General features: G+C 43.7%; 26 protein-coding genes. 14 read left to right on the forward strand and 12 right to left on the reverse strand.

Translation table 11 applies throughout. From position 1 onward, the window contains the following. Window positions 1-4 precede the first annotated feature (4 nt). Window positions 5-808: a phospholipid ABC transporter ATP-binding protein MlaF gene (gene mlaF, locus M1F05_RS17510; RefSeq protein ID WP_206083555.1), complete on the reverse strand. Its 804-nt coding sequence runs from the start codon at window positions 806-808 to the stop codon at window positions 5-7. A 468-nt stretch (window positions 809-1,276) separates the two neighbouring features. On the opposite strand from mlaF, the gene kdsD reads away from it, so the two are divergent. From kdsD to rnk, 11 genes are all read left to right on the forward strand, one after another. After that, window positions 1,277-2,245 carry an arabinose-5-phosphate isomerase KdsD gene (kdsD, locus tag M1F05_RS17515; protein WP_206083554.1) on the forward strand — a complete coding sequence of 323 codons (969 nt, stop codon included), beginning with the start codon at window positions 1,277-1,279 and terminating at the stop codon, window positions 2,243-2,245. A gap of 14 nt (window positions 2,246-2,259) precedes the next feature. After that, window positions 2,260-2,820, forward strand: coding sequence for a 3-deoxy-manno-octulosonate-8-phosphatase KdsC (gene kdsC, locus M1F05_RS17520; RefSeq protein ID WP_206083553.1), 561 nt, complete (start codon window positions 2,260-2,262; stop codon window positions 2,818-2,820). Window positions 2,821-2,836: 16 nt separating this feature from the next. Then, the gene (gene lptC, locus M1F05_RS17525; protein ID WP_206083552.1) at window positions 2,837-3,430 is read left to right on the forward strand and encodes an LPS export ABC transporter periplasmic protein LptC; all 594 of its coding nucleotides are present in this window, start codon (window positions 2,837-2,839) and stop codon (window positions 3,428-3,430) included. Then, window positions 3,414-3,977 (forward strand): lipopolysaccharide ABC transporter substrate-binding protein LptA, encoded by a 564-nt coding sequence (gene lptA, locus M1F05_RS17530; RefSeq protein WP_206083551.1) that lies wholly within the window; start codon window positions 3,414-3,416, stop codon window positions 3,975-3,977. Before lptC ends, lptA begins: the two co-directional genes overlap by 17 nt. Before the next feature lie 5 nt (window positions 3,978-3,982). Beyond that, window positions 3,983-4,708 carry an LPS export ABC transporter ATP-binding protein gene (gene lptB, locus M1F05_RS17535; protein WP_206083550.1) on the forward strand — a complete coding sequence of 242 codons (726 nt, stop codon included), beginning with the start codon at window positions 3,983-3,985 and terminating at the stop codon, window positions 4,706-4,708. 43 nt (window positions 4,709-4,751) lie between these two features. Continuing rightward, entirely contained in the window at window positions 4,752-6,194 is a 1,443-nt protein-coding gene (rpoN, locus tag M1F05_RS17540; protein ID WP_206083549.1) for an RNA polymerase factor sigma-54, read from the forward strand. A gap of 22 nt (window positions 6,195-6,216) precedes the next feature. Continuing rightward, entirely contained in the window at window positions 6,217-6,504 is a 288-nt protein-coding gene (gene hpf / locus M1F05_RS17545) for a ribosome hibernation promoting factor (protein ID WP_206083548.1), read from the forward strand. 93 nt (window positions 6,505-6,597) lie between these two features. Beyond that, on the forward strand, window positions 6,598-7,065 hold the full coding sequence (gene ptsN, locus M1F05_RS17550; protein ID WP_206083547.1) for a PTS IIA-like nitrogen regulatory protein PtsN: 468 nt from the start codon (window positions 6,598-6,600) through the stop codon (window positions 7,063-7,065). A 119-nt stretch (window positions 7,066-7,184) separates the two neighbouring features. Further along, on the forward strand, window positions 7,185-8,036 hold the full coding sequence (gene rapZ / locus M1F05_RS17555) for an RNase adapter RapZ (protein WP_206083546.1): 852 nt from the start codon (window positions 7,185-7,187) through the stop codon (window positions 8,034-8,036). Window positions 8,037-8,041: 5 nt separating this feature from the next. Beyond that, a complete protein-coding gene (gene npr, locus M1F05_RS17560; protein ID WP_206083545.1) occupies window positions 8,042-8,314 on the forward strand; it encodes a PTS phosphocarrier protein NPr in 273 nt (90 codons plus the stop codon). Between the two features lie 190 nt (window positions 8,315-8,504). Next, a complete protein-coding gene (gene rnk / locus M1F05_RS17565) occupies window positions 8,505-8,915 on the forward strand; it encodes a nucleoside diphosphate kinase regulator (RefSeq protein ID WP_206083544.1) in 411 nt (136 codons plus the stop codon). Window positions 8,916-9,042: 127 nt separating this feature from the next. On the opposite strand, the gene M1F05_RS17570 is transcribed toward rnk, so the two are convergent. Then, window positions 9,043-9,507, reverse strand: a complete 465-nt coding sequence (locus M1F05_RS17570; protein WP_306803795.1) for a helix-turn-helix domain-containing protein — start codon at window positions 9,505-9,507, stop codon at window positions 9,043-9,045. A gap of 203 nt (window positions 9,508-9,710) precedes the next feature. Beyond that, a complete protein-coding gene (pmbA, locus tag M1F05_RS17575) occupies window positions 9,711-11,051 on the reverse strand; it encodes a metalloprotease PmbA (protein WP_206083542.1) in 1,341 nt (446 codons plus the stop codon). Between the two features lie 179 nt (window positions 11,052-11,230). Here pmbA and yjgA point away from each other — a divergent pair, with 179 nt between their 5' ends. The 3 genes from yjgA to M1F05_RS17590 all read left to right on the forward strand — a co-directional run bounded on the left by yjgA (window position 11,231) and on the right by M1F05_RS17590 (window position 12,766). Further along, window positions 11,231-11,776 carry a ribosome biogenesis factor YjgA gene (gene yjgA, locus M1F05_RS17580; RefSeq protein WP_206083541.1) on the forward strand — a complete coding sequence of 182 codons (546 nt, stop codon included), beginning with the start codon at window positions 11,231-11,233 and terminating at the stop codon, window positions 11,774-11,776. A gap of 427 nt (window positions 11,777-12,203) precedes the next feature. Further along, window positions 12,204-12,434, forward strand: a complete 231-nt coding sequence (locus M1F05_RS17585) for a hypothetical protein (protein ID WP_206083540.1) — start codon at window positions 12,204-12,206, stop codon at window positions 12,432-12,434. Next, window positions 12,434-12,766: a low molecular weight protein tyrosine phosphatase family protein gene (locus tag M1F05_RS17590; protein WP_206083539.1), complete on the forward strand. Its 333-nt coding sequence runs from the start codon at window positions 12,434-12,436 to the stop codon at window positions 12,764-12,766. The genes M1F05_RS17585 and M1F05_RS17590 overlap by 1 nt, the downstream gene beginning before the upstream one ends. Here M1F05_RS17590 and M1F05_RS17595 read toward each other — a convergent pair. The 9 genes from M1F05_RS17595 to mreD form a co-directional block, all read right to left on the reverse strand. After that, window positions 12,747-13,334, reverse strand: a complete 588-nt coding sequence (locus tag M1F05_RS17595; protein ID WP_206083538.1) for an RBBP9/YdeN family alpha/beta hydrolase — start codon at window positions 13,332-13,334, stop codon at window positions 12,747-12,749. The two genes, M1F05_RS17590 and M1F05_RS17595, sit on opposite strands and share 20 nt — an antisense overlap. 59 nt (window positions 13,335-13,393) lie before the next feature. Further along, window positions 13,394-13,681: a barstar family protein gene (locus tag M1F05_RS17600; RefSeq protein WP_047757384.1), complete on the reverse strand. Its 288-nt coding sequence runs from the start codon at window positions 13,679-13,681 to the stop codon at window positions 13,394-13,396. A 13-nt stretch (window positions 13,682-13,694) separates the two neighbouring features. Continuing rightward, complete coding sequence (locus M1F05_RS17605) at window positions 13,695-14,180, reverse strand: ribonuclease domain-containing protein (RefSeq protein ID WP_206083537.1); 486 nt, start codon at window positions 14,178-14,180, stop codon at window positions 13,695-13,697. 86 nt (window positions 14,181-14,266) lie between these two features. Continuing rightward, window positions 14,267-15,712, reverse strand: coding sequence for a metalloprotease TldD (tldD, locus tag M1F05_RS17610; protein WP_206083536.1), 1,446 nt, complete (start codon window positions 15,710-15,712; stop codon window positions 14,267-14,269). A 5-nt stretch (window positions 15,713-15,717) separates the two neighbouring features. Then, entirely contained in the window at window positions 15,718-16,572 is an 855-nt protein-coding gene (nit1, locus tag M1F05_RS17615; RefSeq protein WP_206083535.1) for a deaminated glutathione amidase, read from the reverse strand. Beyond that, the gene (gene yhdP / locus M1F05_RS17620) at window positions 16,572-20,354 is read right to left on the reverse strand and encodes an AsmA2 domain-containing protein YhdP (protein WP_206083534.1); all 3,783 of its coding nucleotides are present in this window, start codon (window positions 20,352-20,354) and stop codon (window positions 16,572-16,574) included. The genes nit1 and yhdP overlap by 1 nt, the downstream gene beginning before the upstream one ends. Window positions 20,355-20,378: 24 nt before the next feature. Then, complete coding sequence (gene rng, locus M1F05_RS17625; protein ID WP_206083533.1) at window positions 20,379-21,848, reverse strand: ribonuclease G; 1,470 nt, start codon at window positions 21,846-21,848, stop codon at window positions 20,379-20,381. After that, on the reverse strand, window positions 21,845-22,432 hold the full coding sequence (locus tag M1F05_RS17630; protein ID WP_206083532.1) for a Maf family protein: 588 nt from the start codon (window positions 22,430-22,432) through the stop codon (window positions 21,845-21,847). The genes rng and M1F05_RS17630 overlap by 4 nt, the downstream gene beginning before the upstream one ends. A 37-nt stretch (window positions 22,433-22,469) precedes the next feature. Further along, window positions 22,470-22,958 (reverse strand): rod shape-determining protein MreD, encoded by a 489-nt coding sequence (gene mreD, locus M1F05_RS17635; RefSeq protein ID WP_206083531.1) that lies wholly within the window; start codon window positions 22,956-22,958, stop codon window positions 22,470-22,472. Window positions 22,959-22,983 lie beyond the last annotated feature (25 nt).

Consider the following 22,983-nt stretch of genomic DNA (forward strand, 5'->3'; position numbering starts at 1 on the left):
TATTTTACCCTAATAAATCGGCCAGATAATCATTGGCAGGAAAACGGAACGGCACGGGACCATCAGCGATACCATCAAGAAATTGGCGCACTCTAGGGTCTTGATTATCACGCAGCTCTTCACCCGTTCCCTGAGCAATAACATGCTGCTGGGCAACAATATACGCATTATCTGCAATGCTCAATACCTCTGGCACATCGTGAGAAACCACCACACACGTTACGCCAAGCGCTTGATTCAGTTCATCAATTAATTTAACTAAGACCCCCATAGTAATTGGGTCTTGCCCCACAAAGGGTTCATCAAACATGATCAAATCAGGGTCAAGGGCAATGGCACGTGCGAGTGCAGCACGGCGAGCCATCCCACCAGAAAGCTCTGATGGCATCAATTTTGCGGCGCCGCGTAACCCAACCGCCTCTAATTTCATCATCACTGTCGTGTGAATTAAAGACTCTGGCAAGTTTGTGTGTTCTCGCAGCGGAAATGCCACGTTATTGAACACATCCATATCGGTGAACAGCGCTCCTGATTGGAACAGCATGCTCATTTTTTTACGTGATTGATATAACTTGGAACGTGATAGCGACGGAATATTGTCACCATCAAACCAAATTTCCCCCTCACTTGGCCGTAATTGCCCACCAATCAAGCGCAGCAATGTGGTTTTACCAATCCCAGATGGCCCCATTATTGCCGTAATTTTACCACGAGGGACAGTCAGGTTAATATTTTCAAATATTTTCCGATTGCCTCGAGTAAAGGACATGTTCCGTACTTCAATTAAGTTGTCTGTCTGTGATTGCATTATTAAATAACTCGTTATACATCATGCCTGAGTATGCATTTATCCGTTCAGATATTACCGAAAGATAAACTGAAAATCGTCAAATATCACAACAAAGTGGAATTTATAGTATCATAGCGTCAAAAAGGTAACTGTTAATATTGTAGCTGTTTTTTATCTCTAAAAAGCGGCTAACTCCCTATGGAATTTACCTATAGTTAGGTAACTCTTTCATTAATAAAAGCAGATAGCTCTTAGAGTGTTGCAATTTACTAGCATGAGAATACGTGAATTAGCGAATACATTTTTGGTTTAGGGTGCTAATGACAGCGTATTTCATACGCCTTAAACATAAACAAAATAGCGATTAGGTGCAAAACTATCATTAAGAATAGCTTAACAGACAAAATACTTACTGATACTAAGTATTCGTTATACAATTTGATTTCGCTAATCCGATTAACTTAAAAGCTACGCATGGAACTAGAAATGTCAAACTTCGATTTTCAGAAAGTAGGTAAAGAAGTTCTCCATATCGAACACGACGGCTTAAAAAACCTCGAACAATATATTAATCATGATTTTGACTGTGCTTGCCAACTGATTTTCGGCTGCAAAGGCAAAGTTGTCGTTATGGGTATGGGAAAGTCGGGGCACATTGGCAGGAAGATTGCCGCAACATTAGCTAGTACTGGGACACCTTCGTTTTTTGTTCATCCTGGTGAGGCTAGCCATGGCGATCTTGGCATGATCACTAGTAAAGATGTGGTGTTAGCCATTTCAAATTCAGGGGAATCAGGGGAAATTTTAGCGTTACTACCTGTTTTAAAACGTATTAAGGTTCCCTTAATCTGTATGACTAACAACCCTGATAGTAATATGGGGAAATATGCAGATGTGCACCTGTGCATTAAAGTACCACAGGAAGCCTGCCCATTAGGGCTCGCGCCAACGACCAGTACAACCGCAACCTTAGTCATGGGTGATGCCTTAGCTATCGCATTATTGACTGCCCGTGGGTTTACAGCGGATGATTTCGCACTTTCTCACCCAGGCGGCGCACTCGGGCGCAAACTTTTACTCTTAGTTCGTGATTTAATGAATACGGGTGAAGATATCCCCCATATCCCTAAAAGCGCGTCTTTGCGGGAAGCTTTAGTCGAGATAACCCGTAAAAAACTGGGTATGACGGTTATCTGTGATGACGATATGAATATTGAGGGCATTTTTACAGATGGTGACTTGCGCCGTATCTTTGATATGGGAATTGACCTAAATAACGCGAAAATTGCAGATCTCATGACGCCAGGTGGCATTCGGGTTTCGCCCAATATGCTCGCGGTTGAAGCGCTTAATTTAATGCAATCAAAACACGTGACCTCATTATTAGTCGCACAAGACAACAAATTAGTCGGTGTTTTACACATGCACGATCTGCTCCAAGCAGGTGTTGTATAATATAAGGAAATACCATGAGTTCTCAAAACGTGGATACTTGCTACGGCCCTGTGGCAACATCCGTTATCGAAAAAGCCGCTAAAATTAAGCTGCTAATTTGTGATGTTGACGGTGTGATGTCCGATGGCTTGGTATATATGGGCAATAGTGGTGAAGAGCTCAAAGCTTTTAATGTACGTGATGGCTATGGCATTCGTTGTCTATTAACGTCCAATATTGACGTCGCCATTATTACAGGCAGAAAAGCGAAACTCCTTGAAGATAGAGCAAAAACTTTAGGCATTACACATCTTTACCAAGGCCAAAGCGATAAGCTTTTGGCGTATCGCGAACTGTTGGATACACTACAGCTAGCAGAAGACGAAGTAGCTTATATTGGCGACGACCTTATCGATTGGCCAGTAATGGCTCGAGTTGGGCTATCTGTTGCTGTTGCGGATGCACATCCACTGCTATTACCAAAAGCGAACTACATAACACGCATCGCTGGTGGAAAGGGTGCAGTACGTGAACTTTGTGACCTGATCCTTCTTTCCCAAGGTAAATTGGAAGAAGCAAAAGGCTTATCGATATAACGAATAGATTGAATTCATGAGCAATGCGAAGAAGTGGTTAATCATTATTTTATCCTTAGTTGTGCTGGGGCTTATCGGCTGGAATTTAGCGGGTAATGACACATCAGACTCACAGGAAAAAGTAATCAATGATGGGCAACCTAATTATCAAACTGATGATTCAGTAACTTACGTCTATAACCCAACAGGAAATCTAGCGTATAAACTCGTTTCGGATAAAATTGATAATTATACCGAAGGAAAAATCACGTGGTTTTCGAAACCCGTTTTAACCACTTATAATGAAGCGGGCGTGCCAACATGGACAGTCACTGCCTTTAAAGCAAGGTTAACAAACGATCGAGTGCTTTATCTGTACAGTGATGTTCAAGTCGATAGCTTAACGAAAGAGTCGCAAATCCAACGAATTACAACTGAAAGTGCAGTTGTCAATTTGACAACACAAGACGTTTCATCTGACGATAAAGTGACCATTATTGGACATGGCCTTAATTCTACTGGTCTAAAAATGAAGGGAAATCTTCGTACTAGAACCGCAGAATTAATCGAAGATGTGAAAACTCATTATGTGTTACAACCAGAAGAGCATCAAAATGAATCAAGTAACTAAGAAGCGTTTTATTCAAGGAGCGGTTGCCAGTGCAATTTTGGCTCTTAGCCTCCCAGCGATGGCATTAAAAAGTGACACCCAGCAACCGATGACAATTAACTCGGTTAAGCAATCCCTTGATCTAGAAAAGAACGTCACCACATTTACCGATGACGTCATCATTAAACAAGGTTCAATTGATATTCGAGCCAACAAAGTGGTTGTAACACGTCCAAGCAGCGACTCCGATAAAATCGTCATCGAAGCATTTGGTAACCCTGTGACCTTTTATCAGCTACAAGATGACGGCAAGCCAATTAAAGGCCATGCAAACAAAGCGCGTTATGAAGTTGATAAACAGCTCGTCACGTTAACGGGCGGTGCGTATTTAGAGCAGCTAGACAGCAATATTAAAGGCGACAAAATCACCTATGTTGTGCCAACACAGCAAATGGAAGCCTTTAGTGATAAAGGCAAGCGCGTGACTACTGTGATTTTGCCAGCGCAATTGCAAGAAAAAGGCCCAGCAGCAAACAATTCATCAGCAACTACGGGTAAGAGTAAATAATCGTTATGGCGACACTAACCGCAGAGAATCTGGCTAAATCCTATAAAAAACGCAAGGTTGTTGAAGATGTCAGCCTTGAAGTTAAATCAGGCGAAATTGTTGGCCTGTTAGGGCCAAATGGTGCCGGTAAAACCACCACCTTTTATATGGTTGTGGGCATTGTTCAGCGGGATGCGGGCAAAATTTTAATTGATGGTGAAGATATCAGCTTACTGCCACTGCATGAACGTGCGCGCCGCGGTATTGGCTATCTTCCTCAAGAAGCCTCTATTTTCCGTCGCCTTAGCGTTTATGATAACCTGATGGCGGTATTGGAAATCCGCGAAGATTTAACCTCTTCCCAACGTAAAGAACGTGCTGAAGAGTTAATGGAAGAATTTAGCATCACACATCTTCGCGACAGCATGGGGCAATCCCTTTCTGGTGGGGAACGCCGCCGAGTTGAGATTGCAAGGGCCCTCGCCGCTAACCCAAAATTCATCTTATTGGATGAACCCTTTGCGGGTGTCGACCCAATTTCTGTCTTGGATATTAAAAAAATTATCCAACATTTACGTGACTATGGCCTCGGTGTTTTGATTACCGACCATAACGTCCGTGAAACGTTAGATGTGTGTGAAAGAGCCTATATTGTCAGCCAAGGTCACCTGATTGCCCATGGTACACCAACCATGATATTGGAAAATGAACAAGTGAAACGTGTATACTTAGGTGAAGGTTTCCGGTTATAAACCGTATGTCGTATTCTATTGTTAGGGAGAAGAAAACAGTTTCATGAAGCAAAGTTTGCAGCTCAGAGTCAGTCAACAACTTGCGATGACCCCTCAATTACAACAGGCAATCCGTCTGCTGCAACTTTCTACACTTGAGCTTCAACAAGAAATCCAACTTGCGTTGGAAACTAACCCGCTTCTTGAGCAAGAAGAGTTAGGTTCTGAAACTGACTCGATTGATTCCCTTGCCACCACAGACAGCAGTGAGCTCGATACCAAAGACGCTTTAGAAAACAATGACATGCCTGAAGAACTTCCTCTTGATGCGGATTGGGACGAAATCTACACAGCAGGAACACCTTCAGGTACCAGCAACGATTACAGCTTCGATGAACTCCCTGTTTACCAAGGTGAAACCACTCAGACACTGCAAGATTACCTGATATGGCAATCGGATCTCACGCCGTTTACGGATACTGACCGTGCGATTGCCACCGCAATTATTGACTCCATAGATGACTCTGGCTATCTCACAACAACAATCTCTGATATACATGAAGGGATTGATAATCCAGAAATTAGTTTAGAAGAAGTGATTGCGGTACTTAAACGCATCCAGCACTTTGACCCACTTGGTGTCGCGGCACAAGATTTAAAAGAGTGTTTATTAATTCAGCTTTCGCTCTACCCAAAAGAAACGGAAGGTCTACAAGAAGCAAAGTTAATCATTACCAACCATATTGATTTACTGGCTAACCGTGATTTTAGGCAGCTTGGTAAATTAACGCGTTTAAAGGAAGATGCTTTAAAAACGGCTATCGACTTAATTCTCGCATTAAATCCAAAGCCAGGGCAGTCTATCAATACAGGTGAATCGGAATATGTTATTCCTGATGTTTTAGTGAAAAAGATAGCTGGGCACTGGCAAGTTGAGTTAAATACAGATAGCATTCCTAAACTCAGTATTAACAATCATTATGCTTCGATGGCAAATAGTTCAGCTAGCGATGATGATACACAATATATTCGCAGCCACCTGCAAGATGCAAAATGGTTGATTAAAAGCTTAGAAAGCCGCCATGAAACCTTGTTAAAAGTGGCGACCTGTATTGTCGAACAGCAACAAGAATTCTTTGAGCTGGGAGAGGAACACATGAAACCCATGATACTGGCGGATATTGCCTATCAAGTGGACATGCATGAATCCACCATCTCGCGAGTGACAACTCAAAAGTTTCTCCACAGCCCACGAGGCATTTTTGAGTTGAAGTATTTTTTCTCCAGCCATGTAAGCACGGATACAGGTGGCGAAGCCTCCTCTACCGCAATTCGGGCCTTGGTGAAAAAACTGGTTGCTGCGGAAAACCCCGCAAAACCATTGAGTGACAGTAAATTGACGAGTATGCTGGCAGAGCAAGGTATTCAAGTGGCTCGTCGTACTGTTGCTAAGTATCGTGAATCGTTATCTATTCCGCCCTCAAACCAGCGTAAACAACTGGTTTAATTGATAAAATAAGGAAGGTTGTATGGAATTTCAGATTACTGGACACAATATTGAAGTTACTCCAGCACTGCGTGAAACTGTTGAGAAAAAACTCAGTAAATTAGAGCAACTGTTTGACCGTATTAACAGTATCCAAGTCGTCCTGAAAGTTGAAAAAGTTCAGCAAATTGCTGAAGCAACCGTGCAAGTCAATGGAGCGGAGCTCCATGCATCAGCGGAAGAAAATGACATGTATGCCGCTATCGATTTACTGGTAGACAAACTGTCGCGCCAATTAACCAAACATAAAGAAAAACTGAGACAACATTAATACATTGAGGTGGCTGATTCGTTAGCCAACGAATGTTTCAAACCAGATGGTGGCATACATCATCTGGTTTTGTAGTCCTAAGTGAACAATAAAATGAATAGTGATATAGAAATCCAGTTAAACGATGTTTTATCATCAGCCTGTACACGTAATAATATTGTGTGCACCAGTAAAAAAAGAGCCCTAGAAATTATTAGTGAGCTGGCTGCCGTTGAATTGGAATTACCTGAAAATACGGTATTTGAAGCGTTATTAACCAGAGAAAAAGTCGGTACCACGGGTATTGGTGGCGGGATTGCAATCCCTCATGGCAAGTTAGATGAAAGCGAAAGTTCCCATGCTGTTGGTGTATTTTTGCATTTAGAAGAACCTATTGCCTTTGATGCGATTGATAATCAGCCTGTTGACCTGCTTTTTGCACTACTTGTGCCATCTGATCAATGCAAAACGCACTTACACACGCTCTCACTTATCGCCAAAAAGCTGGCCGATAAAACATTCTGTAAGCGTCTGCGTAGCGCACAAAGTGATGATGAACTATATAGTATTATTACTGAGTAAGTGATAATTTATGTGTCTTGCTATAGATTAATGATATTGCTATGGTTTTTATCATTAAAAACATGCAAAACACAGTTTATTAAGAAATACATCATTAGGAAACGAAAGGGAGTAAGCTCATGGTGCTGATGATTGTCAGCGGCCGTTCCGGTTCGGGGAAATCCGTTGCCTTACGTGCGCTGGAAGATATGGGTTTCTATTGCGTGGATAACCTGCCAGTCGTATTACTGCCAGAGTTAGCCAATTCACTGGCTGATCGTAACATCTCAGCAGCAGTGAGTATCGACGTGCGTAATATGCCCGACAATCCAGAAGTGTTTGAAGAAGCGATTGATAAATTACCCGCTAGCTTCTCTCCACAACTATTGTTTCTGGATGCCGATCGCAACACCCTGATCCGCCGCTACAGCGATACTCGCAGGTTACACCCACTTTCAAGTAAAAACCTGTCTCTTGAAAGCGCAATTGACGAAGAAAATGAGCTCCTAGAGCCACTTCGTTCACGGGCAGATTTAGTTATCGATACCTCTGAGATGTCTGTGCATGAACTTGCAGAAATGCTAAGAACGCGTTTAATGGGCAAACGTGAGCGTGAGCTGACAATGGTGTTTGAATCTTTCGGCTTCAAACATGGTATCCCTATTGATGCGGACTATGTTTTTGATGTGCGCTTTTTACCAAACCCACACTGGGACCCGAAACTGCGCCCAATGACAGGCCTTGATCGCCCTGTTGCTGCATTCTTGGATAGGCACACTGAAGTTCACAACTTTATCTACCAAACCCGTAGCTATTTAGAGTTATGGCTACCGATGTTAGAAACGAACAACCGTAGCTACTTAACCGTTGCGATTGGCTGTACGGGGGGGAAACACCGTTCTGTCTATGTTGCAGAACAGCTTGCTGACTATTTCCGCTCCCGTGGTAAAAACGTGCAATCGCGCCACAGGACTCTCGAAAAACGCAAGTAGCTGAAATGACTGTAAAAGCCACCATAACGCTAAAAAACCGCCTTGGAATGCATGCAAGACCAGCTATGTTACTTTATGATTTAGTTCAACAATTTAACTCTAAGGTTATTTTGCGGAATAATAGCCAAATTGAGGCAGAGGCGGATAGCGTTATCGCAATGTTGATGTTAGACTCGGAACAAGGCAGTAAAATTGATATTGAAGTGAGTGGTGCAGATGAAAATCAGGCATTATCCGCAATTGTTAACCTATTCGAGAGTGGGTTTGATGAAGAGTAAGCCTATTTCTACCTAACAATAAAAATATCAATATGCGTATTTTTACAAAGGCAGGCTTGGAGATCGTGATCCTGATCTCTTCCCTTTAAAGCGCATAGCGCCTAATATTTTAAACAAATTTATTAATAGCAACACCCCCTACCTTCTGGGTGGGGGGTGTTTGCTTTGTACGTCTCTATTGGAGTGTGGTATGACAAAGCCAACAATTATTATCAATGATTTAGATGCTGAACGCTTAGATGCACTAATGGAACAGCCAGCTTACGCAGGCACCCCTGTTGCTGAAGCGCTCAATGATGAACTTGACCGTGCGGATATTCTTAGCCCACAAGAAATTCCTGCTGACGTGGTCACAATGAACAGTACGGTTCGCTTTTTAGACCTCATTAGTAATGAAGAGCGCACACGTACATTAGTTTACCCTGCCTCGCTAAAAGACAGTTCAGAACAGTTATCTGTTATGGCGCCTATCGGTGCTGCACTATTAGGTATGCACGTTGGCGACGAAATTAGCTGGGAGCTGCCAAACGGTGTGCAAACACGCGTTCGTGTTCTTGAAATCGTGTATCAGCCAGAAGCGGCTGGTGAATTTCACCGTTAATTTCGACTTGCTGAATTAAGGATGGCTTAGCGAAAAAAGTTTTCTTGAAAAACTCAGGCAAGTCTTCTGGCATATTCAGGCACTCATTGAGTGCCTTTTTTGTGCCTAGTTATCTTGATAGATGATGCTACGGTTTTTTCGTTATACGCAGTAGCCTTTTGTGTTGCCACTGGCGAAAAAATTTATCCAATAAAAAGAGCCTAATCACCTTTATCGCTAATAACCCCCCCCAAATAGACATCACCCAAATTGGCCAATCACGCTGCGGAGTATAAAAAGAGTTAACGGTATACAATACGGCACACACAATAATCGCAATGATGATGTTCTTCAGTAATTTTATTTCATCATTAACCCGCTTTTTCGCCTCTTCTATACGGCTGTCCAACTCATAACTTTCGAGTAAAGGCTCAGAGGTTAGCTCTGATACACTCACATTAAAAACGGATGCGAGTGCACTTAGAGTTTCTAAACTTGGCACTTCATTATTTTCAATGCGTTGGATCGTTCTTGTACTTAGGGATGACAATTGAGCAAGTTGCTCTTGCGACCAAGCTCTTGCCAATCTGAGCTGCTTGACTTTGTTTTCCATCATAACCTACCTTAGACCTAGCAATCTTCGTGTATGGCTATACTGTCAACTCAATAGAATTTTGACCACGACGCCTTAGCGACAGAGGGACGACAATAACATGACAGTTTATAAATCAATAAATTAGATAATATTATCACCAAGTAAAAGCGCCTAATAAAAAGTATTAGGCGCTTAAAGTTGTTCGTTAGATGAGGAAAGCCTTACTCCCCTGCAATACTCATTTCTGGGATCAACACAGAGCCGCACTGAATATTACTGCGAGTTTCGATATCATCAGCAATAGTGACCATATTGGCCCACATATCTTTTAAATTACCTGCAATAGTAATTTCACTCACTGGGTATTGGATTTCGCCGTTTTCAACCCAAAAGCCTGATGCACCACGAGAGTAATCCCCTGTAATGCCGCTCACACCTTGCCCCATTAACTCAGTAACGACTAAACCTGTTCCCATTTGTTTGAGCAATGCATCAAAAGAAAGCCCTTGCCCAGCGATACGCCAGTTATGAATTCCCCCCGCATGGCCTGTACTCTGTAAGCCCAGCTTTCGAGCTGAATAACTGGTCATTAGCCACGTTTGTAGAACGCCATCTTCCACGATATTACGCTCAGTTGTGCGTACACCTTCGCTATCGAAAGGTGAGGAGGCTAAACCGCCAATTAAATGTGGCTGCTCATTAATGGTTAACCAACTTGGTAAAATTTGTTTGCCAAGGCTGTCTAATAAAAAGGACGATTTACGGTAAATGCTGCTGCCGCTGATCGCCCCAACAAGGTGACCAAACAACCCTGTCGCCACTTCTGACGCAAAAATGACAGGGGCCTTCATCGTTGGCAGTTTTCTTGGGGATAGACGCGCTAACGTGCGGCGAGCGCATTCTTGACCCACCCACTCAGGGGATTTCAATGCATCCACACTGCGACCAATGGTGTAAGCGTAGTCACGCTCCATATCACCATTATGCTCTGCAATAACGCAGCTCGACATAGAATAACGACTTGAACAATAGCTTTGCAGCATGCCGTGGGAGTTCCCAAACACGCGCACACCGTAGTGGCCGTTAAAGCTACCGCCCTCGGTATTCACAATGCGCGAGTCCGCATTGAGCGCTGACATTTCAGCGATAGACGCTAAGCGGATAGCTTCTTCAGGAGAGAGCGCTGTCGCTTGGAATAATTTAAGATCAGGTGCTTCAAACGCCAGCAATGATTTTTCTGCTGGGCCCGCACAAGGGTCTTCAGAGGTATAATTCGCAATATCGATAGCGGCTTGAACGGTACGCTCGATGGCTTCAGGGCTTAAATCTGTTGAAGATGCGCTACCTTTACGCTGTTGGTGATAAACGGTGATCCCAAGGGCACCATCACTGTTAAATTCAACATTTTCAACTTCGCCTTGACGGGTACTAACGCTTATCCCTGTGCTTTTATTCACTGCCACTTCCGCGGCATCACAACGTGACTTTGCAAATTCTAATGCGTGCGCAACTGCATCTTCGAGTTTTTTACGTTGTTCTGTGACTTGTTCGGTTACACTCATGCATTCAATCCAATAATGTGGGGAAAATGTTTTTCTGCCCTAACATGCAAATGCTAGGTAGTCATAAAGGGGTTTTCCCAGTTACAATAGATAATAGTCAAATGTTAACACTCACAACGCAGTAAATCATATTAATTACGTGTAATTTCACGACTGTGTTTGGAAAAAGGAAAATCGATATGGCCAAACAGCCTGATGACTGGCTGGATGACATCCCAGCGCCGCAAGACGAAGAAGACGAGGAGATCATTTGGGTCAGCAAAAGCGAAATTAAACGCGATGCTGAGATCCTCAAAAAACTGGGGGCTGAACTCGTTGATTTAAGTAAAAGCGAGCTTGAACGTATTCCATTGGACACTCAACTACTTGAGGCCATTGAGCTCGCTCAAAAAATTAAACGTGAAGGTCGCCGTCGACAATTACAGCTTATCGGTAAGTTATTACGTTCACGTGAAGTGGAACCGATTACCGAAGCCCTTGATAAACTGAAAAACCGCCATAACCAGCAAGTCGTTATTCTGCATAAATTGGAAGATTTACGCACCCGTTTGTTGGAAGGGGGTGATGATGTGATTGAAGAAGTGGTGACGCTGTTCCCAACAACGGACAGGCAACAACTGCGCGCCCTTGTGCGTAATGCGAAAAAAGAACGTGAAGGCAACAAACCGCCAAAAGCGTATCGTCAAATATTCCAATATTTGAAAGACCAATCTGAAATCGCCTAATCGTTTTCCCCTACGCCTATTTTGGGCTAGGGGCTGTTTATCTTTGCTGCTGATTTTTACCGCTAAAAAGGTCAAAAAACAATTAAAACAATGATAAATGTGTCAATCAAGATGACTGGCTATTATCTACGTTAGCTATTGTGCTTAAACGCTGCCCTGCGGGTTCGATTAAAGCGCGTTTCACTCATTTGATACTGTGTTGAGAGGCTCTTGCCTAGTTCACTAGGCGGCGAACCTCTCGCCTTGCCTAAAATCGCTTTAATTCGAATAAAAATTGACCATCAAAGATAAACAGCCCCTAGGGGAAAATCCTAAAAAGCATCCCTTCCATTGATAGCCCGCGTAAAGCGGCGTACTATTCGCCTGTTAGTCATACTCTGACCCGTATTATCGCGGCTGCTGAACCCCGATAAATAATGAGGAAGATATGGATAATACTCGAAATAGAGCATGGCGCAGAGCCCAAGCTCGTACCAATAAATCACGTGATCAACTGAACGCTCGCCTCGTCGACTGTTATGCGCCAGAAAAAAACTGGAAACAGATGTATGGGCGCAGTGAAAAAATGATCCGCGCAGCCCAACTCGGCATGGCCTACCCGCAAGTAAGCAGCGCCAAGCTTGTGCGTAATAGCCTTGATGAGATACAAGAAGATTAATGAATATTTTATTCATTTGCAGTAAAAATCAATGGCGTAGCCCAACCGCTGAACAGATCTGGCGCAATCATGCAAGCTGGGTCACCCGTTCAGCGGGAACCAGCCGCCACGCCAAACGCCCCGTTAATGCCGATTTAATCCGTTGGGCTGATGTCATTTTTGTGATGGAACAAAAACACAAAAACCGCCTTAAAGCTGATTTTTCGCGCCTACTTGAACACAAGCCCCTCCATGTTCTGGATATTCCTGATGATTATCAGTATATGGCTCCTGAACTGATAGCCTTACTGGAAGATGCAGTCCCTCACATCCTTAACCAAACTGCTGTTTAATTGCCTCAAGCAAGGTGGGAAACGTCGTGTAGCCTTCTCTATCCAGAAAATGCCCTGCATTCTCTTCTAAGATAACCTGTGTTTTTAATGCCTCCGCCAGCACTCTTGATGAGGATGGTGAGACAATTTCATCATTGGTCGATATGATTGAAATTCGCTTATCAGCCAGATCAGTTAATGTTGCATAGCCGAGTGGGCTCAAAGTGTGACTACGCAGCTCAGGTAGCGTCCGTTGCTCTTCATCAAAACCAGACACTAAGACATACCCCTTAACCGCTTGATTCTTATTTTGTAAAAAACGCAATGCGGTAACACAACCAAGGCTATGGCCAATCAACACAGACTCTTTATCAATGTCAAAAGGAAGCTGTTGCAAGCGCTGCTGCCATTTTACTGGATCAGGGGATAAAGAATCTGGCATGTCTGGCACATCAACTTGCGCGCCAAGCGCTTCAAGCTGGCTTTTTAACCATGGGAACCAATTTTTTTCGGGGGATGCTGTATAGCCATGGATAATAACGAATTTTTGATTTATTAATGGCCGTAACATCGAAGTGAAGTTGCTCATCTTAGAATTCCTATCAACTCAGTCATCTTGCTTAGACTTTACCATGAGTGATTGGAAAATCAGTTAGCACTTTTTGTTATATCTAAAGCAAAAACAAATTCGTCTTCCCACATGTCTTGTGCATCATTCATCACATCAATAATATCGGAAAATTCGATGCGTTGTTCTGCACTCATGTGGCTAAAAATAATTGTCACGGGAAGCTCAATGCCTGCAGAAACCATGTCCCACAAAGCATCGAGGTTATGACCAAACCAATCTGGAAGCGAAAATTGCTGAGCAAATTGCTGATAAAAATCATTCAGTGTGTTTATCTGGCGAAAATCAAAGCTCACCTGTTTGCTCATCGCGATGCTTCCTTTAATTAACTTGTTTAAAGCTCTTATAATGGTCGTGGGTAACAAAAATCATCCCATCTGAAGAGTATAGCAAACGATCGGCCCCGCGGTGCCCACAACGGTAGTTGATATCCGCTTCAAACCATTGGCGATTATCTGCGATAGGCAATGATTTTTCGCGATTCGAAAAACGATCCCCCCCAATTGCCCGCCCAGGTAAGACATCGCAAAGATTGCCTTTTTTGGCATCCCAACCCGCTTGTCTCGCCTCTTTTTTCGTTAAATAAAATGCAGGAAGTTTTTGATATTTCTGCATATAACTAACGACATTCTGTTGATCAGTCAGTTGGTCAATAGTTTTAGGAAGGGCATTTTCTCGAGCGATTGTTTGTTCTGGAATCGCTGGTTTGTCTGCTTGTGGTTTATCTTGAACATCACCACCACGAAAGTATAGGCTCAGTACAATCAAAACAGCCATCAACACCAGTGATATAACTCTTTTATTCATTTATTACCTTCATAATGACAATAACGGCAACCCATACTGGCGCAAAGGCTGCCGTTTAACCCGCTATAACGTGGGATATCGCGAAATTATGCAGTACCACCCACCGTCATTTTGTCTAATTTCAGGGTTGGCTGACCGACGCCCACTGGCACACTTTGGCCTTCTTTACCACAAACGCCGACACCTTTGTCTAGTGCGAGGTCATTACCTACCATGGAAATTTGCTGCATCGCCTCAACACCAGAGCCAATCAGTGTAGCCCCTTTCACTGGCGATGTGATTTTCCCATTTTCAATTAAGTAGGCTTCAGAGGTTGAAAACACAAATTTACCCGAGGTGATGTCAACCTGACCGCCGCCAAAATTCGGTGCGTAAATGCCTTTGTCGACGCTAGCAATGATTTCTTCTGGCGTTGAAGAACCTGCCAGCATGTAAGTGTTCGTCATGCGCGGCATTGGCAGATGCGCATAAGATTCACGACGTGCATTACCTGTTGGGGAAACGCCCATCAGGCGTGCATTCAGTTTATCTTGAATATAATTACGTAAAATACCATTTTCTATTAGGACGTTATATTGCCCTGGTACCCCTTCATCATCGATAGCAAGAGAACCACGACGACCCGCAATCGTGCCATCATCCACCACAGTACACAGTGGCGAAGCCACTTGCTCCCCCATTTGCCCAGAAAATACGGATGTCCCACGACGGTTAAAGTCACCTTCAAGGCCATGGCCAACCGCTTCGTGTAACAGTACACCTGGCCAACCCGCTCCCAGTACCACAGGCATCATTCCAGCAGGTGCTGCAACGGCAGATAAATTCACCAACGCCATACGTACCGCTTCACGGGCATATTGCTCTGCCACAATTTGGCCTTGATGTAATTCTAAGAAATATTCATAACCATAACGGCCACCACCGCCACTGGCACCACGTTCACGCTTGCCGTCATGTTCGACTAATACACTGACCGAAAGGCGCACTAATGGGCGAATATCTGCCGCCAATGTACCATCAGTTGCGGCAACCAGTACTTGCTCGTAAACACCTGTTAAACTCGCATTCACTTCGATAACACGCGGGTCTTCAGCACGGGCGACTTGGTCAACACGGTGCAATAAATCAATTTTTTGTTCACGCGACAGGCTCTGTAATGGATCAACTACGGAGTACAGTTTTTTGTATTCAACATTGCTTAAAACGCGTGATTTACCAGAGCCTTGTTCGTTCACAATGCTTCGTGCTGCGGTAGCGCTTTGCATCAGCGCTTGCAGTGAAATTTGGTCTGCATAAGCAAACCCTGTTTTTTCCCCGCTTACCGCTCTTACACCAACACCTTGGTCAATATTGTAAGAGCCATCTTTAATGATCCTATCTTCAAGTACCCAAGACTCATGGAAACTTGATTGAAAAAACAGATCCGCATAATCCAGATGGCGCTCAGATAATACCCCTAAAATGTCATACAGATTTTCTTGCCCAAGGCGGTTGGCGGCCAGCAAATGTTCGCTGACAGAAGCTAAACTCATATTCGTTACTCTTTGGTTGCGTCTTTTTTAATCAGAGAGGTCAGTTGCGGTCTGAAGCGGTTATGTTTAACGACTCGAATTTGCTCACGCATGACACTCAAACTGTCTGTTTTAATATTCAATACCGTCGATGCCACTGCATCCACGTTCTTTTTCATCACTTTACCCCAACCATCAACGGCAAGGCTATGACCCCACGTGCGGCGGGTTCCATGCACACCCACTTGAGCAGGTGCTAAAATATAACATTGGTTTTCAATCGCACGAGCGCGCAATAATGGCTCCCAGTGTGCTTGACCGGTATAACGGGTAAATGCGGCTGGAACAGAAATAATCTCCGCACCTTGTTCGCGCAGCGCTTGGAACAAGCCTGGGAAACGTAAGTCATAACAAATCGTCATCCCTAACCGACCCACAGGGGTATCCACCACCGTAATATGTTCTCCGCGTTGATAAATCACAGACTCATTATAGTTCCCTTGCTCATCTTCAATATTCACATCAAACATATGAATTTTATCGTAGCGAGCTTTGATATTGCCTTCGGAATCAAATAATAAGCTGCTGCTTGTAATACGTTCGGGATCTTCACGGCTGACCATCGGCATAGACCCAACGAGGATCCACACATTATACCGTTTCGCCATGCTGCTGATAGCGTCTTGCAGCGGGCCTTTTCCTTGGACCTCAGCTTGTTTACGGTAAGTCGCGGCATCCGCAAAGAGCAATGCATTTTCAGGTGTCAAAACTAACTGAACAGTCTCTGGCAACTGTTTGATTTGTTGCTCGATTTGCGCCAAATTGTGCTTAGTATTATTTCCGCTACATAACTGCAAAAGTGCAACGTTACCATTTTTCATTACTCTTGAGTCTCCTTTAGTTGACGTAATACTTCATCAATTTTTGGCTCGTCCAAGCTACCTGTTACACGATAACGGATAACAGAAACTTTGCTCCATAATGGACCGAGCACTTTCGTCGCCGCGAATACCGCAGCGCCTGCAAATGGGTTGACCACAAATGCGGTTGCTACCCCTACTGTAGCAGAAATTTCAGGAGTAATGACCGCTTCTAAGTTAATTTGACGTTTAACAAGGTCAACCTCACCATTTAAAGCAATATCCGCGACCAAGCCATCCACAACTGTGTTTTTTGATGTCATTACGCCATTGTGAAGGGTTGCATCCCCTTTAATCGAGTCAAAATCGAAATCGTTGTTAAACGTATCGCGAAAATCGAACTGTAACTTCCGTAATAAAGCGTCGAAGCTGACTAAGCGCAGGATCTGCCCTGCACGCCCACCGCCCATCTTCGCTATCGCCCCTTTACCCAGTTTTGCCGAGAGCTTACCGTTTAATGAGGCAATGTCTGGTGACCACGGCAAATTACCCCAGTCTAAATTAAATTCAATCGTATAAGGGGACTCAATAATTGGCACTAACATACCGAAATAAGCCGCCGTTTCATCGAAAGCTTCTCCCGTTAAGGAGCCCGCTACTTCGGTTTTATTGCCATCACCGCTGTGCCAAATAGCATCCAATTTTAGCTGCATTGCACTATTGTTTAGCACACCACCAGTGAGTTGCAACACATTGCCTTGCGGAATGATATTCGCGCTAAACTCACCCAGTTTTTGCCCCGCTAGCCAGCACTCTTTACAAGCCACATTCAGTTGAGGCCAGTGGCTAAAATCAAAGCGCTCGGAACCCGTTGTACTTTCCACGATTGAACTTGGGTTGTAATACAGGTAATCAATCTCGACTTTCCAAGGCTGTTTGGCATAAATTTGCAGCGAACCTTTTAGATTTTCACTATCTACGCTAACAACTTGGTCATCCCGTTGTAAATCATACGAAAAGTTTAAATCTTTCCAATACTGCCCACCAAGGTAAATAGAAGCCAGTTTGACCTCCAGTACTTCAGGAAGGCGAATATTAACGCCACCTTGACGGCTGTTTGATGAAACTAACAACCCAGCGAGTTTGTCCCAGTCCATGGCCTTAACAGGGGGAAGAGAGACAACAATCGCCGTATTTTTCGGTAATTCAGGTGCTTGGTTTTGCCATGGGGCAATGTGAGCTTTGACTAGCCTTAACGGCTTATCACTCAAGTTCCACACTGTATTAAAGCCAAGACGTTTGCCGATATCACCACCAATGGTCAATTGCTCAGTATCGCCTTTTGCTTGAACATTAATTTGCCCTAATTCTGCCAGTAACTGGCTATTTAGCGCAGGTAATTGGCTTTGTAGCTGCTTCAAGCCAGCAGTGACATCAATTTGCAAATTCACTTTTTCTTTTGCTGAGTCAGGTAAATTTATCGTGACATGACCTTTCCAATCACTGGTACCAGACACTTTCTGTTTAATTTCTTCAGGGAGCATCGCCAATTTATTCAGCGCCCAATTCCCCGCGATGTTCACATCAACCTGATAATCTTTCGAGCCCATCAACGTTGTAAAATCAACAGAAATAGGTTGCCCAAACCACTGTCCCTGTAGCTTATCACCAATCAAGTCGCCATTATTAAAGCTAAAACTGCCTGTTAGCGACGAAATAGTGCTATCAATCGGCTGAATGAATAAATCATTTTTATTAAGGTTAACCTTCCCTTTTGCGACAACATCTTTCCCCGCAGTTAATGGGATAGACAAACTGAGCTGTCCATTCACGATGCCACCAATTTGTAACTCTTCCAAGGTATCACCTATGGAATGTTTCATCGGTGTGTGCACAAAATATTGCTGAATTTGCTTTCCTGTGCCACTAATATCCGCATCGATATACAGCATTTCGTCGGTGTAATCACGGATAATCGCATCAAGGTTGGTTGCGGTTGCATCTGCCAGTTTGACCGTTGGCGCATGCATATACAAACCTGCACGGCGAAAATCTAAATCCATGTCCAAGTTGAGTAACGCTGGCCATTCGCTGTCATACTCGAAAGTGGCATCTCTCAGCGGCACATACACTTGGAATTGACCATCATTGTGGTCATATGGGAAATTGGCAGGGTCGCCTTTATACACCAATGTGGCGTTGTCGACCTTACCTGCAATAATTGCTTTTGTCAGGTAGTCAGCAACATCTTGCCCCATTAATTTTTGAGGGAAATAGCGCCATGCATCTCCTGCATCATCCAGTCGAATGCCCGATAGAATGGCTAAATCGGCATAATTGCCTTTTTTGGCTTTGGCATAACGAAATTCGCCGTTTGCCCACAGCGATGTGGCTTGTACATCTAAGGCAGGGCTCCAAAGCTTAAATTCACTGTCGTTATCTACCCAATACAGCTGCCCTTTTGCAGTGGAAATCGTAAAAGGCGCTTTAAATTCATCACGGTAATCGACTTCGCTGTCTTGCAGGTTGAAAGAGAGCCCACCACTTTGCATTCCCCCTATCAATACACCAGAGAAATGATCCACAGAAGGAAGCGCCTTCCATTTTTTCCAGCTAACATCCTGCCAATCTAAGCTAACTTGCAAAGATTCAGGCCTATTTTGCGTCGCATCCAGCGCAAATTCGCTCACGATCCCTGTTGGTTGTCGGTGTTGCCAATCTTGCACCATGTCTGGTGTGAGAAATGAAAACGTTGGTAGGACTTCACTTAGACGCTCAAGCTCAATATTCTTTGCTCGAACACGCCAATGGTCGTTATCTTGATATTTTTTCGATGCAGGTAAATACAGCACCGACACACTACCTTGCGGCCAAATGAATTCATTGGTTTTTAATGTATCAAGCTCAGGAATATTAAATAACCAACCATCTCCCTGCCTTTTCATTCGTAGCAGTAAATCATTCACTTGCAAATTCTGAGCTAACTCTCCCGTCCCCCAGTTAGCTTCCCCTTGACGCAGTTGAATCAAGCCACTTTCAATACGGTTATCTTTTAAACTGATCCAAGAAGATAGGCTAAAGTTCGCATCACGTAATGATGTGTTATCTCGTAACCAGCGACTTAACCAAGGCTGCATATCAATATTGTCGGCTTGAAGATAAAAAATGCCATCACTCAATGCACCATTTTTATCTGATACATCCAGTTTAACTTGCAGATACCCATGCTGTTTATTAATGGTTTCAAGGCTGACAAAGCCTTGAGCGCGGTGACGTTCATTTTCATTCAGCCAAGAAAGTTCTGGCAGAATTAACGTGGTCTTTTGCTCTGAAGGCGTTAAGAAGGTCAATTGACTGTCTTTTAACGTAAAATGGTCAAATTGACGTAAAAATAGCTCTTCAACGCCATCTAATGACCCACCTTCGGGGGAGCCTTCAAAAGAAAAGGGAATTTTGTAATCAACATTGAGTTGGTAGAATGTCAGGTCGCGAAAGCGCCAACGCAGGGAAAAAAGCGAGTTCCAAATATCCAGTTCGAGGTGGATTTGCTTGGCACTTACATCCGTTGTTTCATTTTGCAACGTGGTATCAGATAACGTAAGAATAGGGCCAAAATAACGCCATGCCCCTTCAATCTTACCTATTTTTACCGAAACATCGGCCTTTTTTTCGATATAAGCAATAAGATCGGGGCGATAACTATCAATATTCGGTAAAAGGAAACGCAGCCCTGTCAGCACCAGCGCGCACAGCAATAAAATAACCGCAGTGGTCACCAGTACTACACGTGGCAGTCGTTTCACTTATTTCTCCTTTAAGCAAACAGGCTACATCATCACAACATCAAAGCGTTCTTGGCTGTATAACGGCTCAGTCTGAACTTTCACTTGCTTCCCAACGAAGATTTCTACTTCAGCTAGTGCGTGTGATTCATCCCCTTTGAGCACATCCACCACAGCTTGTGATGCATAGACTAAGAAGCGATCAGCATCGATCGTGCGGTGAACTCTCACAATTTCACGTAAGATTTCATAACATACCGTTTCCACTGATTTCACCGTACCACGGCCTTGGCAAGTTGGGCAATCATCACACAATACGTGTTCAAGGCTTTCTCTTGTCCGCTTACGGGTCATTTCCACTAAGCCAAGTTGCGAGAAACCGTTGATCGTCGTTTTAACTTTATCTTTGCTTAACGCTTGTTCCAGCGATGCTAATACACGACGGCGGTGCTCAGCATCAGTCATATCAATAAAGTCGATGATGATAATCCCGCCTAAATTGCGTAAGCGTAACTGACGTGCAATCGCTTGAGTCGCTTCAATATTGGTATTGAAAATGGTTTCTTCTAGATTACGATGGCCAACAAATGCCCCCGTATTGATGTCGATGGTGGTCATGGCTTCAGTTTGATCGATGATCAGGTAACCACCTGATTTCAACTCAACTTTTCTGTCCATCGCCCGTTGAATTTCATTTTCAACATCAAATAAATCGAAAATCGGCTGGTTACCTTGGTATAACTCCAGCTTTGCCGTCATTTCTGGCACATACTCTTCGATAAATTCTTGTAATTGAGTATAGGTCAAACGGGAGTCAACGCGAATTCTATCGAGATGAGCGCCTGCAAAATCACGGATAATACGAAAAGCGAGCGCTAATTCACCGTAAATCTTTGTTCGGGTAACATTGCGTTTTTTCCGCTCAATAACTTTTGCCCAAAGACGTTTTAAGAAAGCGGCATCTTGTTTGACTTCATCTTCCCCCACACCTTCCGCTGCAGTACGAATAATAAAGCCACCATTTTCATCACAATATTGGGCAACACATTGCTTTAAGCGTTCTCTTTCTTCTTCACTTTCAATGCGTTGAGAAACCCCCACATGAGAAGCTCCTGGCATGAAAACTAAATAGCGTGAAGGCAGAGTAATGTCTGTCGTCAGCCTCGCCCCTTTGGTTCCTAACGGGTCTTTTACCACTTGTACAATCAGGTCTTGGCCCTGTTTAACCAGTTCGGCAATATCCCTGACGTGAAAGTTTTTTTGCTCATCACCCGCAATGCATTCGGTGTGCGGCATGATATCGGATGCATGCAAAAAGGCGGCTTTCTCCAGACCAATATCAACAAAGGCCGCCTGCATTCCGGGTAAAACGCGGCTCACGCGGCCTTTGTAAATATTCCCTACAAGTCCTCTTTTTGCTTCTCGCTCAACATGTATTTCTTGTAAAATCCCACCATCAATATAAGCTACGCGCGTTTCAGATGGTGTAATGTTCACTAGTAGTTCCGCTGTCATGACTTCCCCTTACCATCACCTAACGCTAAAAATCGTTGAATTAATTCATTTGTTTCGACCAAAGGTAAACCCACTACACCGTGGTAACTGCCATTAATTTTACGAATAAAACGACCACCAAGGCCTTGGATTGCATAGGCCCCCGCTTTATCCATAGGCTCACCTGACTGTATATAATCCTGTATTTCAAGTAAAGATAACCCGCTGAATGTCACATCTGTCACAATCAACTCGTGTAATGTCTGTTGGCGATCGGAAATTGCTATCGCTGTCATCACTTGGTGAGTTTTACCCGATAACGCGCTGAGCATCTCTTGAGCGTGCTGGTCATCCCTTGGTTTTTCAAGGATTTTCCCATCCAGAACCACAATCGTATCCGCCCCTAAGACAGGCTTATCTTCCGGTGCAATGGCAACACCTGCTAAGGATTTATCACACGCTAGTCGCTGTACATAACCTTCTGGCGTCTCACCCGGTTGCCACTGTTCCTCTACCTCTGGACGTAAAATTTCAAAAGAATAGTCAAGATATTGCACCAATTCGCGTCGGCGGGGTGAACCTGATGCCAAATAGATTAAATTCATAAAAAATATTTTCCGTCAGATACGACAGTTAAAGCCCTTAACACACTGAAAACTGTCGACGAATTTTTCGTAAAAGCAAAAACAGCCATGGCCACAGGATACCATTGACGAGACTATTCCAGAATACTTGCGGATGGAATAATACCTGAGATGATAAAAACTCAGCCCAAAATACCGCCAGATCTTGGATAATGGTCAACAACATAATGACGAGCGCTTGCTGCCATAGCGCCATATTGCGTAATAATTGATGTTTATAGGCGACGAGATAACAAATAATACTGAAGGAAAGCGCGTGAACGCCCAGAGCAGAGCCTTGAATGGAGTCAACAATAATACCTAAAATAAAGCTGGTGCCAACGCTCACGCGGTGTGGCAACGCCATCACCCAATACGCTAAAATCAACAGCAACCATGATGGCCGATAAAAATTAAGCTGTTCTGGCCACGGCATGACTTGCAAAATCAGAGCAATAATAAAGGACAGCCAGATAATAGCACGTCCATTACCACGGTATTCATCCATTTAATTCATTCCTCCTACCCATAAC

Source organism: Providencia sp. PROV252 (assembly GCF_033676005.1).
GTDB classification, from domain to species: domain Bacteria; phylum Pseudomonadota; class Gammaproteobacteria; order Enterobacterales; family Enterobacteriaceae; genus Providencia; species Providencia vermicola.

What these genes read in the sequence shown, in the direction of transcription:
- kdsD (WP_206083554.1), top strand. Translation starts at nt 1,277, where the DNA reads ATGTCAAACTTCGATTTTCAGAAAGTAGGTAAAGAAGTTCTCCATATC.
- M1F05_RS17585 (WP_206083540.1), top strand. Translation starts at nt 12,204, where the DNA reads ATGGATAATACTCGAAATAGAGCATGGCGCAGAGCCCAAGCTCGTACC.
- rpoN (WP_206083549.1), top strand. Translation starts at nt 4,752, where the DNA reads ATGAAGCAAAGTTTGCAGCTCAGAGTCAGTCAACAACTTGCGATGACC.
- M1F05_RS17570 (WP_306803795.1), bottom strand. Translation starts at nt 9,507, where the DNA reads ATGGAAAACAAAGTCAAGCAGCTCAGATTGGCAAGAGCTTGGTCGCAA.
- rapZ (WP_206083546.1), top strand. Translation starts at nt 7,185, where the DNA reads ATGGTGCTGATGATTGTCAGCGGCCGTTCCGGTTCGGGGAAATCCGTT.
- kdsC (WP_206083553.1), top strand. Translation starts at nt 2,260, where the DNA reads ATGAGTTCTCAAAACGTGGATACTTGCTACGGCCCTGTGGCAACATCC.
- nit1 (WP_206083535.1), bottom strand. Translation starts at nt 16,572, where the DNA reads ATGAAAAATGGTAACGTTGCACTTTTGCAGTTATGTAGCGGAAATAAT.
- npr (WP_206083545.1), top strand. Translation starts at nt 8,042, where the DNA reads ATGACTGTAAAAGCCACCATAACGCTAAAAAACCGCCTTGGAATGCAT.
- rnk (WP_206083544.1), top strand. Translation starts at nt 8,505, where the DNA reads ATGACAAAGCCAACAATTATTATCAATGATTTAGATGCTGAACGCTTA.
- mreD (WP_206083531.1), bottom strand. Translation starts at nt 22,958, where the DNA reads ATGGATGAATACCGTGGTAATGGACGTGCTATTATCTGGCTGTCCTTT.
- mlaF (WP_206083555.1), bottom strand. Translation starts at nt 808, where the DNA reads ATGCAATCACAGACAGACAACTTAATTGAAGTACGGAACATGTCCTTT.
- pmbA (WP_206083542.1), bottom strand. Translation starts at nt 11,051, where the DNA reads ATGAGTGTAACCGAACAAGTCACAGAACAACGTAAAAAACTCGAAGAT.
- yjgA (WP_206083541.1), top strand. Translation starts at nt 11,231, where the DNA reads ATGGCCAAACAGCCTGATGACTGGCTGGATGACATCCCAGCGCCGCAA.
- M1F05_RS17590 (WP_206083539.1), top strand. Translation starts at nt 12,434, where the DNA reads ATGAATATTTTATTCATTTGCAGTAAAAATCAATGGCGTAGCCCAACC.
- hpf (WP_206083548.1), top strand. Translation starts at nt 6,217, where the DNA reads ATGGAATTTCAGATTACTGGACACAATATTGAAGTTACTCCAGCACTG.
- lptB (WP_206083550.1), top strand. Translation starts at nt 3,983, where the DNA reads ATGGCGACACTAACCGCAGAGAATCTGGCTAAATCCTATAAAAAACGC.
- M1F05_RS17605 (WP_206083537.1), bottom strand. Translation starts at nt 14,180, where the DNA reads ATGAATAAAAGAGTTATATCACTGGTGTTGATGGCTGTTTTGATTGTA.
- ptsN (WP_206083547.1), top strand. Translation starts at nt 6,598, where the DNA reads ATGAATAGTGATATAGAAATCCAGTTAAACGATGTTTTATCATCAGCC.
- lptA (WP_206083551.1), top strand. Translation starts at nt 3,414, where the DNA reads ATGAATCAAGTAACTAAGAAGCGTTTTATTCAAGGAGCGGTTGCCAGT.
- lptC (WP_206083552.1), top strand. Translation starts at nt 2,837, where the DNA reads ATGAGCAATGCGAAGAAGTGGTTAATCATTATTTTATCCTTAGTTGTG.
- M1F05_RS17595 (WP_206083538.1), bottom strand. Translation starts at nt 13,334, where the DNA reads ATGAGCAACTTCACTTCGATGTTACGGCCATTAATAAATCAAAAATTC.
- M1F05_RS17600 (WP_047757384.1), bottom strand. Translation starts at nt 13,681, where the DNA reads ATGAGCAAACAGGTGAGCTTTGATTTTCGCCAGATAAACACACTGAAT.
- rng (WP_206083533.1), bottom strand. Translation starts at nt 21,848, where the DNA reads ATGACAGCGGAACTACTAGTGAACATTACACCATCTGAAACGCGCGTA.
- M1F05_RS17630 (WP_206083532.1), bottom strand. Translation starts at nt 22,432, where the DNA reads ATGAATTTAATCTATTTGGCATCAGGTTCACCCCGCCGACGCGAATTG.
- tldD (WP_206083536.1), bottom strand. Translation starts at nt 15,712, where the DNA reads ATGAGTTTAGCTTCTGTCAGCGAACATTTGCTGGCCGCCAACCGCCTT.